This window comes from Pedobacter sp. GW821-FHT01D05, from assembly GCF_059422505.1.
This window is the reverse complement of record NZ_JBWKXA010000001.1, coordinates 1,397,102-1,410,003: the sequence shown is the minus strand read 5'-3', so window position 1 is coordinate 1,410,003 and position 12,902 is coordinate 1,397,102. Positions and strand designations below refer to the sequence as shown.

The following is a 12,902-nucleotide window of genomic DNA, read 5'->3' as shown; positions in this document are numbered from 1 at the left end:
TATTTTTATATAAATTATTTGTTCATTAATAAATTATGAGACAAGGTAAACAAGGCGAAATTCTACTGGTTTCAAGTGGCGATTTACGGCTTTCGGCAAATCAAAATTGCTGGGCTGCCCAAGTTGAAATGGAGCGAAAATTAACTTTAGCCATCGAACAATTTGGCTGGAAGGTTAAACGTGCCCATCCTTACAACTCTACAAAAAAACACGGCTTTATCGATTCGCAAAGAATGGGTATGGATATCTTTAGAAATATCGATCCCAACCAACCCATAATTGTTGCAGAAAGTGTTTGGCAATACTCACATCATGTACTTGCAGGGCTCACCACACATCGCGGACCAATACTAACCGTAGCCAACTGGAGCGGACAATGGCCTGGTTTGGTAGGCATGTTAAATTTGAACGGTTGCTTAACCAAAGCGGCAATTACATATAGCAGTTTATGGAGCGAAAATTTTACGGATGAGTTTTTTACCGATGGCCTGCAAGAATGGTTATCAACCGGCAAGATCAGTTACGACCAAAGTCATGTTAAAAGTTTTGCCTTGAGTAAGATCCCCTTAAGCGACGACAAGAAAGGAAGAATTTTTGCCAAAAGTTTAAAAGAGCGAAAAGTGATCATGGGTGTGTTTGATGAGGGCTGCATGGGTATGTACAATGCTATCATTCCCGACGAACTGTTACACAAAACCGGTTTCTTTAAAGAGCGCCTAAGTCAATCGGCATTATATGCAGGTATGCTACAGGTTAAGCAAGCCGAAGCTGAAGCTGTTTTAAACTGGCTTTTACAAAAAGGAATGAGCTTTAACTGGGGAACTGATGAGGAAACCCAGCTAACAAAAGAACAGACCCTTGAACAATGTAAAATGTATATTGCGGCCTTAAGGATAGCTGATAATTTTAGTTGCGATACCATTGGGATCCAATATCAGCAGGGATTAAAAGATCTAACTGTTGCCAGCGATTTAGTAGAGGGTTTATTAAATAATGAAGACCGTCCGCCAGTATTTTCTGTAGATGGTAGAGAACTTTACCCAAAACGTGCTTTACCACATTTTAACGAGGTAGATGAATGTGCCGGTTTAGATGCCCTGGTAACCTACAATCTTTGGAAAGAATTAGGAATGACGGGAGAAAACACCCTTCACGACATCCGTTGGGGCGAATATTACAAAAATGATAGTGTAGACGGTTTTGTTTGGCTGTTTTTGATCTCTGGAGCGGCACCACCTGCACATTTTATTGGCGGCTATGCCGGGGCAAGCAGCGATAGGCAGCCTGCTATGTATTTCCGCTTAGGCGGTGGATCGTTAAAAGGCATCAGTAAGCCAGGTTTCATTGTTTGGAGCCGTGTTTATGTAATGGATAATGAATTACATTGCGATTTAGGCGTTGGGGAAGTAGTAGCTTTGCCTGAGGAAGAAACCAAAAGACGGTGGAATGGAACAACACCCGAATGGCCAATTATGCATGCCATTTTAAAAGGTGTAAGCCGCGATCAGCTCATGGCCAGGCATAAAGCCAACCATATTCAGGTGGTTTATACCAATTATGAAGCTGGGGCGCACGAAGCTTGCCGCATTAAAGCAGCTGCAATGGATGAACTCGGCTTAAAAGTGCATTTTTGCGGAGATGTGAACCTAAAAAAAATAAATACAATTTAAATATAAAGAAATGAAATCATCAGTTTTAGCCTTATTGTTAACCTTCTCGAGCATTACAGCAATTTTTGCCCAGAACAATCCTGTGAACGATAAAGAAGCCTATGTGAAAATGATTACCGAGCGTTCGGCTAAAATTGTTGCTAATCTTGGAATTACCGAGGCAAAAAAAACCGAAAAAGTAACGGCGATCATCAGAGATCAATACAGTAATTTAAACGATATCTACGCCGCACGCGACATTCGTGTTAAGGCAATTAAAGAAAAAAACAAAGACAATAAAGCGGAACGCGATTCGGCTCTTGCTAAAGATAGCCGTGTAGTAGAAGCGTCATTGGCTAAACTCCATAAGAAATACATCAGCAAACTTTCTGTGCAACTAACTAATGAGCAGGTTGAGCTGGTTAAAAACGGCATGACCTATAATGTACTGCCAATTACTTATAAGGCTTATCAAGAACAGATTTTAACGTTGACAGATGAGCAGAAAAAACAAATTTTGGCTTGGCTTACAGAAGCACGTGAACATGCGATGGATGCAGAGTCATCAGATAAAAAACATGCATGGTTTGGTAAATACAAAGGTCGTATTAACAATTACTTATCAGCTGCCGGATACGATCTGAAGAAAGAAGGAGTAGAGTGGGAGAAGCGCAGAAAAGCAAAAGCACAAACAAATTAGCACTATTAATGGAGCCATTGTAACGCTCCATTATTTTTTTATTCAAGAATATTTCATTTATATATGAATTTATACTTATATTGTAGTATGAATAAAATTACTAAATAGCTTATACCGAGAAGGTTATTTTTGTCTTGATAAGATTATACAATAACTGTTTGAATTTAGCTTAAAAAATGGATTTTATTTCACTATTGCAAAGTTAAAATGTACTTTCTAACCAATAATTTTTAACCAAAAAAAAGAAATATGAGTCGCCACAAAGACAATTAAGGTGAGATAGATTTTTAAGTTAACGCTATCTAATTCTTTTGCCTAACTAGCAAGCTGTAAAAAGCAAACAAAAAACAAACCCATCCTTAACCGGAAACACTATTGAATAAACTGTATAAAGCAATTGCCATTACAGCTTATATATGCCAAATGAAATTGATCAAGCACAAGGCCTGATTGATGTCAGATTAGCTGTATTAGTAAAAAACTAACCAAATAACGAATATGAACTCAAAATTTTTACGAAAAACCTCATGGGTTTTAGTGCTCATGCTAATCACATGTACCGCTGTTTTTGCCCAACAAAAGCAAATTACCGGTAAAGTGGTCGACAAAAAAGATGGGCAGCCTGTTCCCGGTGTAACTGTTGGGATACGTGGCAAAACCAATAATGTAAGCACCAACGACAAAGGAGAATTTGCGCTGATAGCTGATCCTGCAAGTGATGCTTTGGTTTTTTCTTATGTTGGCTATGTTAGACAAGTCATTCCGCTAGCGGGCAAAACAACTTTAACTGTAAGCTTTGTCGAAGACAGTCAAAGTTTAGATAACGAAGCGGTTGTTGTTATCGGTTACGGCACCAAGAAAAAATCAGAAATTTTGGGTGCGGTAGCAACCATTAGTGGCGCTGAAATTCAGGATGTTCCTGCACCTAACTTAGCAGGCGCGTTGCGGAATAGGATAGCCGGTGTTGGCGTGAGCCAATCATCAGGTCGACCAGGTTCGCCAATTACTTTAAACATTAGAAATTCTACCACCACCACTGCCGCGGCTGGTACCACAGATGAGCCACTTTATGTTGTAGATAATATTACGGTAACAAGAGAAGCTTTCGATAATATAGATGCTTCTATGATCGAGAATTTAACCTTCTTAAAGGATGCCTCTGCTGCAATTTATGGTGCTGCCGGCGCTAAAGGTGTTATTCTGGTTACGACAAAAAAAGGCAGAATCGGCAAGCCAAGCATCACTTACAATGGCTATCTGGGCATTTCAGATGCGATCAAGGTGCCAAAAATGTTATCTGGATATGAGCATGCATTATTATTAAATGATACATTTCGTTCTCAGGGTGCTGCAGCATCCGATTACTTCGCTCCGGAAGATTTAGAGTATATCAAAACGCTGGATTATAAAAGCTGGTACGATGAAGTATGGCAGGCGGCTACCACACAAAGACATAATATCGGCATTTCGGGTGGCAGTGATAAAATTACCTTTTTCGCAGGAGGAAGTTACCAGGGGGAAAATGGAAATTATGCAGGAATGAAATTTAACAAATATTCATTCAGAAGTGGTGTGGTTGCCACCTTGGCGAACGGCTTAAAAGCAGATGTGAATTTTAACGTTGATTATGGCACGAAAGAACTGCATCATAATGCCCAGGATAATGATGCCGCCTTTTTTGAACGACTGATAACCGTTCCAAGATGGGTTCCAATTAGTATCGACGGAAAATTTGTTAACTATAATGTTAACGGCGTAAATTCTGCCAATATAAATCCGTTAGCCATTTCTGAATCTGGTTATTATAATAATGGTTCAAACAAGTCATACCGTATTAACGCCTCATTAACTTACGAACCAATCTTCCTGAAAGGACTTGTTATTCGCGGGCAGGTTTCGCAATCAAGTGGATCTTCGAAAAATACACAATATGTACCACCTTTCACGCTGTACAATTTTGTAAAAAGAGGGAATAACCAGGAATTGTTCACCAATCAGTTACCTACTGCTACTTCACCTACTTTTCAACCAACAAGTGCAGCAAATTCTACTTTCACACCTGGTTTGACTGATAACAATAGCTATCAGTTTTTTCTAACACTGCAATACAACAAAACTATTGCGAAACACACTTTTAGTGTCTTAGCTGGTGCTGAGCAAAGCGAAGGTAATACACAAAATTCAACCGTTCGTTATACCAATCAGTTAATACCGGGTGTAGATCAATTTTTTGCTTACGATATCAATACTTTAGTCGCATCAAACTTAGATCAAACAGCGGTTTCCAAACGTTCTGGTTTTGCCCGCTTTAGTTATGATTTTGATAAGAGATACCTGATTGAGGGTATTGCCCGTATTGATGCATCATCTAACTTCGCCTTAGGAAATCGTTGGGGCGTATCGCCAAATATTGGAATTGGATGGGTAGTGAGTCAGGAAAAGTTCTTTAAAAACAGTAGTGCACTTAGCTTCATCAATTTCCTAAAATTAAAAGCGAATGTTGGTATTACGGGTGATGACAGGGTTGGCATTCGTTTATGGCAGGATAGATTCCAGATTGACGTAACCAATGGATATATCTATGGAACTTCAAATGGTAATAGTTTGAACCGCTCCCGTTTGGCTAATCCTGAAATCACCTGGGAGAAGAAAAGAACCATTAACGTTGGCTTAGAAACTTCAATGTTTAACAATAAATTAGATATTAGTATTGAAGCCTTCCAAAACTATACTTATGACGGTTTCGAACTGGGTGCAAATAATCAATATCCACAATATTTTGGTACACAGGCTCCAGTATTAAACTACAGACAGCTTTATAACTGGGGTTCCGAGTTTAGCATTGGCTATAAAGCAAAACTTGCAACAGACTGGAATCTTAGTGCAAGCATGAACTTCTCTTATGGTAACTCGGTTACAGACAGGATCCTCTATACGCCAGGTAACTTAATCAACAATACTTTTCCTAACTTACAATTGTTCGGTACAGACCCACGCAAGTACAATACCAGCAATTATGGTTTAACCAACCTGGGCATGTTCAGAACTCAGGGAGAAGTTGATGCCTGGATGGCGAAATACCCTAATTATAGGATTTACGATAAAATCCCACAAGCCGGCTGGTTGTATTATGAAGATACCAATGCTGATGGTGTAATCTCCGACAGCGATTTAGCGCCTTTGTATAACAATACTAATGCATTCTTTTCTTCTGGTATCTCGCTAAACCTGACCTACAAAAACTTCAGTTTAAACACGAATATCAATGCCCGATTTGGTGGTAAAATTTTCTATGATAGCAGGGCAAGAACAGCACCGTCAAAAACTAGAAATACTTTGTCTATCTGGACAGATCGCTGGACATTAGAAAATCCAATGGAAGGCAAATATCCTAGATTTGATGATCCTTCGTTAGGAATAAACTCTGATTTTTGGGCAGTTGATGGAACGATGATCCGGATCAATACCATGACTTTGAGTTATAAAGCACCTACTGCTTTTGCAAATAAATTAGGGATCGGTGGAGCCCGTATTCTACTAACCGGAAATAATCTTTGGACCATTGTAAATCCGCTGCCTTATAAAGATCCATACACTTCAAGTGCATGGGATTATCCAATGTTGAGGACGATATCTTTAGGATTAAGTGTTAACCTATAATTTTTTGAGCAATGATTAATCAGATAAAAAACAATATAAAAAAAGCAGTAGCTATTTTAACTTTAGCTGCACTTTTGCCCGCTTGTGTAAATAAAGATGAGTTTTTCTTATTACCAGATACAGGCGGTATCGATCAGGCCATATGGGATAATGAGGGTTCTGTACAACTACATCTTAACAGGGTGTATGATGTAGCCATGTATCAATTTCCCTTGCAACTCACTCCAGATCGTTATGGTGTTCACTATGCCAGTGATGAGAACTATTTTCCTGATGGAGATGCTAATGCAAAAATGGCGCTTGGCCTACAGGGTATCCTGGGCAATAACGACGTAAGGTATTCTGGTAACAACTATGGCGGTAACCCAGGCCAGAATAAATACTGGGATATTGCAAGGTGTAACGATGCCATTGCCAATCTTCCTAACAGTACAATGCTAACCCAAAAGAAAAATGAATTGCTTGGGCAATATTATGCGCTAAGAGCGATAACCTATTTCGAATTGGTTAAAGTTTATGGTGGCGTTCCACTTCCATTAACACCACAGGGAGCTGACAGTATTTATGATGAAGGTAGAAGGCCGGCTAAAGAGTGTTTTGCGGCAATACTAAGCGATCTAAATAATGCCATTATCCTGTTAGATGGTTTTGCGCCAGGCGACGCTGACGGAAGAGGTAAAATCACTAAACTGATTGCCACCTGTTTAAAAGCAAAAGTGTTATTCTATTGGGCTAGTCCTCAATTTAATCCGCTAAATGATGCAAAACATCCTTATCAGGCATCGAGATGGACTGATGCTTTAGCTGCTAATAAAGAAGCTTATGATATGTGCGTTTCAGCAGGAAAAAAATTAATGCCAAATTATTTAGATATTTTCCGTGTAGAAGGTACAGCCAACACTGAAGCCATTCTCGTTAGAACTTATTCAAATACGGTACCTAACAGGGGGAATGGAACTGAACAGCGGGTTAGGCCAACATCTGAGGGTGGAAGTACCGGCTTTCCAAATACTTATTTTATGCCAACTACAAAAATGTTGGATGCCTACCCCATGAAAGATGGAAAACCATTAAATACCTCAACAGCTTTTCCTTATGATGCAACCATGTTCTGGCAAAATAGAGACCCGAGATTTGAAGCCACCTTTGCTACAAACGGATCGGTATATCCTTTAAGTGGAAACGCGAATAGAAAACAGTGGACTTACAACCTTGCCGTTGGGGAGAGCAGTGGAGTTGCTGTGTATGTAAAGCGTTTTTCTACACCTGGTTTAACCGCAAGTGCTTCTGCTTACAATAGTTCTGTTGGTGGCGGAAGTGGTATGGATTGGGTTGAGCTTAGGTTTGCAGAGGTAATGTTGAATTATGCCGATTGTTTAAATGAAACCGGAAATACCGCAGGTGCAAAAGATTTAGTGAGACAAATTCGTATAAGAGCAGGAGTAGTAGCAGGTGATTCTGATTACGGACTTGCATTGGCTGGAAGTACGCCTCAATTGCGTAACTTAATTCTTAACGAAAGACAGATTGAATTCGCTTTCGAGAACAAACGTAATTCAGATTTGAGAAGATCCCGCACCATGCACTTGTTAACCGGGAACATGTCTAAATTGGAAGTCCAGTTAGTGAATCCTCCATCGGGATCGGACCAGAAAGATAAAAAAGTATTAGAAGATCCAACAGTTCCCGGAGGTACAACTGCATTTAGAGAAACTTTAAACATTAATGATAAAGCAACTTATACCAAGTATTTTAAAAATGTTGTTATCACAAATACAACGTATTTGCCATATAATGTACCTGAATTTCATTACTTCTACACCTTCCATAACGATTTTGTGAGTTTCGGTAATAAAATTCTTCCAACCATTGGATGGGCTGGTGGTACTTTTGACCCACTTGATTAGTATTTAAAGCATAAATGTTTCAGTTGATCTGACTAAAAATTAAAATAATGAAAACTAGATATATTAATAAGTTACTCATCGGGTTATGCTTGATTCTTTTCGCTTCTTGTAAAAAGGAATCAGCGAACATCTTTAACATGTTCGATGATGTTACCGTAACTTTCAACAATAGCGACCCTCGTTGCGTGACCGATTACAAAGTAATTAACGACAAAGAAGAGGTATGGATTGATTTTACTATAAACTCGGCTAAAGAGGATATGTATTCCTACGTGTTTGAAGTTTCTTCAGGTACGGTTCAGGCTACACGTTATACGGTTGCCATTACCGATCCTACCAAACGCAGAAGTTTTTCAGCCGTTATCAAGCTTCCAAATAACACGCTCTTTCCGGCTGCTGCACTTCGTGATGGTAAACAAAGCTATCGTATCTGTGCGTTAAATGAAAAAGGAGTCTACATTGGCGACGGATACAAAAAAGTAACAGTTGATGTAAATCCAAGTTTTATGATTTACGCCAACAGAGATATTTATCTGCCAGATACGGTTGCGAAATCTTTACCAAGCTTTTTATCACTTAATGATGCTACAGGTTTTAGTTATACCAATGCATCAGCTAATGCCGGAAAGATAGATTTTGGTATATATAGAAAGCCAGGTTCAAATTCTACAGTTCAGACGCCAACCTGGGTAGTTAATTTGTATTCACTAAGTGTGGCTACTAATCCATTAACTGTTTACGATATTAGTGGCTTTAGTCCAAAAAGAACGACTAAATTTAGTCAGCCTGTTACCGGACAAGCTAATGCATTTCTGACTACCGCAATTTCCGGCTCTGCTATAGAAACTTTGGCTAAAGCAAGGGCAATTACTTTTAACGAAACTACTCAAGTGCTTCCGGCTAATGGTTTAGCACCAGGTAATGCTGTGTTTTTCCTTACTCCAGAGGGTAAATATGGTATGTTATATGTTAATGTCGTTACTTCCGACTTGCAGAAAAGGCCTTTTATTAATGTCAGCATAAAAGTTCAACGATAAATGCCTTTCTCGGTGGTTTAGCACCGCCACAATTTTATATATTTGGTTTGAAAAGGAGAGCAGCGATTGCTCTCTTTTTTTTTAAGATTTTTTTTGGATTTAGATGAGTGTTATAAATGCCCTATTTTCTTTTGTAAATATTTTCTTACCAAAGCTTTAAAATAATCGTCTAATCAACGTTTTTAAGTTTAAAATATACCCGAATCGAAATTTATTATATTTTTATTTAAATACTAAATTTATATATGAAATTTATTCTTACCTTGTATCTCAGTTTACATTAATCAATTTAATTTGTTACATGGATTTTTGCTAAATGACAATATTCTACAATAGCTGGAGAAAATTATACATAAAATAGTAGTTTTTTGCGTGCAATTTTGGAATATAATATACTTTCTAACCAAAATAATTATCGAGATCAAAATAAAGAATGAGCCAAATCACATAAAATTATTTTCATTTTTTTCAAGGATAGGTTACAAGGCCTATTCCAATTTATCGTTCCAAAAGAAATAATCTTCAGCGATAAAAAATCTAACTCATTAACCCGCTCCACTTATATAAAGTTAAAAATTTAGCACCATAAAACCTTTGATTAGGGATGTGCAGATCTTTAAGTATAAAATAAATTATAATGTTAAAAAGAGCAGTTATAATACTGCTTAATAGAATTAAAAACTAACCAAATAATAAGATGAACTTAAAATTGTTACGCAAAATTTCTTTGTCCTTGCTAATGATGCTACTGGCAAGTACAATTCTTTTTGCACAGGAGCGAAAGATTACGGGTAAAGTTGTCGATCAGGCAGATGGGCAGGGAATCCCGGGGGTAAACGTAAGTTTAAAAGGTATTCCAAGTAATGTGAGTACCAATGCTGACGGTGTTTACACCATCCAGGTAAAATCAAACAGTGATGTACTGGTTTTTTCGTACATCGGCTATACCCGACAAACCATACCTGTAGGCACACAAACAACAATCAACGTAAAACTGGTTTCTGATAACCAAAATTTAGATGATGTTGTGGTAGTGGGCTACGGTACACAAAAGAAAGTTACGTTAACAGGAGCAGTTTCTACTGTTAATATGAAAAGTATTGAAGATGTCCCTGCGTTATCTTTAAGTGCTTCATTGCGTGGTTCTGCACCTGGTTTCGCTGTTTCCGGAGGTGCACAAAGACCAGGACAGGGTACTACCATAACTGTGCGTAATCCTGTTGTATACTCTAAAGATAGCCAGCAAGGCACCAATCCGATATTCGTAATTGATGATGTGATTAGAACCCAGGCCGACTTTGATTTATTGGATCAAAATGTGGTAGAGAGTGTATCGATTTTGAAAGACGCAGAAGCCGCGATTTATGGTGTTTCTGGCGCTAATGGTGTTGTTATTGTTCGTACCAAAAAAGGTAGGGCAGGTGCTCCGCGAATCAATTTCAGCAGTTCAGTAGGTTTTAACGATGCAACAAAACTACCCAATATGATGTCGGGTATACAATTAGGTAATTTTGTTAACGATTATTTGAACGCTCAGGTTTACCAGCAAACATCTGCAGGAACGGTAGTAAATAACTTTATCAACGCTGATGGTTTTAAAGTAGTAAACAATGTAGCAGAAACTACCCGCCAGCCACTTTATTATACTCCCGATGAATTGGATTATTTCTCCGCAAACAACCATAACTGGTTAGCAGAAGCCTTTCAAACCTCTAACATTTACCGCCAGGCCTTAAATATTAGTGGCGGTAGCGATAAGGTAACTTATTTTTTAGGTGGAGATTACATCACTCAAAACTCTAATTTTAAAGGGGTTAATTCTAGTAAATATGGTTTAAGGGCAAGTATTGATGCCAAACTTTCGAAAAGGTTAAACGTTTCGGCATCAATCAGTACCGATGTTTCATCATCACGGAGTTACTATTACAAGCTTAATAGCACTTCCGAAAGTTTGGATAATGACGTAGCAACTTTACAGAATGTTAATCCCTGGTCTGAATATTTTATCAACGGAAATCCTGTAATTTTAGGTGCAAGTAATACTGGTGGTTTAGAAAACATCAACTTTTTCTTGGTACAAAATTCAGATAATTTTACCAGTTCAAAATCGTATGTGATGAATATGCTTGGTAAGGTTACTTACGAAATTCCTGGTGTTAAAGGATTAACCGCTACTGCTACAATAAATAAGAACATCAACAGTTCTAATGGTAAACAGTACGGAACTACATTCAACTATTATAAATATTTAGGTACAGGTGCCAACAATCATATTCCCGGTGGAGTACTCCAAGGCGTTTTCCCAATAAAGAACGGTGATAGGATTAGGCTTAATCCCGTATTTGCCGATAGCTACCAATTAAATGCTGGCTTTAATTACAACAGATCTTTTGGTAAACACAATATATCAGCCATTGCACTCGTAGAGCAAAGGGAACTTTCGTCAGAAGGCGTTGCAGCACAGGCCGAAGGAATTGTGGCAGGCGGACTTCCTTATCAAAACTTTACCGTTGGAACACAAACTTCCAATCAATCCGGACAGGTGAGTGAAACAGGATTTCAGTCTTTAATTTCCCGCATTAATTACGATTACGATAATAAATACCTATTACAGTTGGTATATCGTAGAGATGGTAGTTCAAGATTTGCTCCTGGCAAAAACTGGGGCGGTTTTCCAGCGGCATCTGTTGGATGGGTAGTTTCTCAAGAAAAATTCTTTAAAGATAAATTTCCGGCCATAAACCTGTTCAAATTGCGGGCATCGGTGGGTTTAACTGGAACAGATGCAACAAAAGCTTATCAATACCTGGCGTCGTACAATTTAGGCACAGGAAGCAGTGGTGGCGCCGTGTTTAACGAAATTGATCGAAGTATCGCGATCAAAACCAATATTGCCATCCCAAATGGAGATGTAGTGTGGGACAGTTACTTAAAAACGAATTATGGTTTTGATATGGGGCTGCTTAAGAATAAATTATCAATCTCCGGAGAATATTTCTGGACACGTGGATACAATCTTTTATCTACATTAACATCTTCAGTACCTGCAACCATTGGTGCAGCGGTACCTACCGAAAATTTTGCTGAAGCCAATATGTTCGGCTACGAGATTAGCGTAGGCTATAAAGACCAGGTTGGTAAATTTAACTATAGTTTTACTCCATTTTATACCTGGTTCGACAACAAAAATATCAAATACGATGTTTCTAGTGCACAATTGGGTACCATTGACGATAATACGGGCTATTCTAGCGATAGAGGATATATCGGTTATAAATCTCTTGGTATTATCAGAACACAGGCAGAAGCTGATGCAATTATTGCACAAAGAATCAATGGATCGGCAGTGCAAAACGATCCAAAAAAGGTTAAAATCTTAAACGATATTCTGCAGCCTGGTATGATCAACTTCGAAGATGTAAACGGTGATGGTGTTATTGATACCAAAGACAGACAATTTGTTACCAAAAGGCAGAATAACCATAATAACTTAGGGCTAAACTTTAGTGCTGGCTATAGTGGTTTAAGCTTAAATGTAGTAATGGGGATTTCTTGGGGTGGTTACACCAGTATCGGCGGATTAAAACCTAGTGGAACAAGTCCATCAGTATATGCCAACAGGGCATCATACTGGGCAGATCACTGGACACCAACAAATACGAACGCTGCTTATCCTAACCCATATTTTTCAAGCATTTATGAAAGTACCGATTTTTGGTTGGTACCCGCAACCCAATTTGCCATTACAAATGCAAATTTAAGTTATGCTGTCCCAACAAAATGGATAGAAAAAGTAGGCATATCAAGTTTAAGGGTGTTTGCCCAGGCCACAAACCCAGTTCAGTTTATAAATCCATTCCCAGGGAATTATAGAGATTTCGCCAGTCCAGTAGGTACATACCCATCGCTTAAAACTTATTCGTTCGGTTTAAACGTGGGCCTTTAATTT

Annotated in this window: 6 protein-coding genes; all 6 read left to right on the top strand. The window is 38.5% G+C overall.

Annotated elements, in window-relative coordinates; translation table 11 throughout:
• Positions 1–35 precede the first annotated feature (35 nt).
• The 6 genes from AC07VK_RS05690 to AC07VK_RS05665 all read left to right on the top strand — a co-directional run bounded on the left by AC07VK_RS05690 (position 36) and on the right by AC07VK_RS05665 (position 12,899).
• A complete protein-coding gene (locus AC07VK_RS05690) occupies positions 36–1,670 on the top strand; it encodes a fucose isomerase (RefSeq protein WP_492958950.1) in 1,635 nt (544 codons plus the stop codon).
• A 10-nt stretch (positions 1,671–1,680) separates the two neighbouring features.
• Positions 1,681–2,349, top strand: coding sequence for a DUF3826 domain-containing protein (locus tag AC07VK_RS05685; protein WP_492958948.1), 669 nt, complete (start codon positions 1,681–1,683; stop codon positions 2,347–2,349).
• A gap of 498 nt (positions 2,350–2,847) precedes the next feature.
• Positions 2,848–6,009, top strand: coding sequence for a SusC/RagA family TonB-linked outer membrane protein (locus AC07VK_RS05680; RefSeq protein WP_492958946.1), 3,162 nt, complete (start codon positions 2,848–2,850; stop codon positions 6,007–6,009).
• 11 nt (positions 6,010–6,020) lie between these two features.
• A complete protein-coding gene (locus AC07VK_RS05675; RefSeq protein ID WP_492958944.1) occupies positions 6,021–7,916 on the top strand; it encodes a RagB/SusD family nutrient uptake outer membrane protein in 1,896 nt (631 codons plus the stop codon).
• A gap of 47 nt (positions 7,917–7,963) precedes the next feature.
• Entirely contained in the window at positions 7,964–8,953 is a 990-nt protein-coding gene (locus AC07VK_RS05670) for a hypothetical protein (protein ID WP_492958942.1), read from the top strand.
• 697 nt (positions 8,954–9,650) lie between these two features.
• The gene (locus tag AC07VK_RS05665) at positions 9,651–12,899 is read left to right on the top strand and encodes a SusC/RagA family TonB-linked outer membrane protein (RefSeq protein ID WP_492958940.1); all 3,249 of its coding nucleotides are present in this window, start codon (positions 9,651–9,653) and stop codon (positions 12,897–12,899) included.
• Positions 12,900–12,902: the final 3 nt, after the last annotated feature.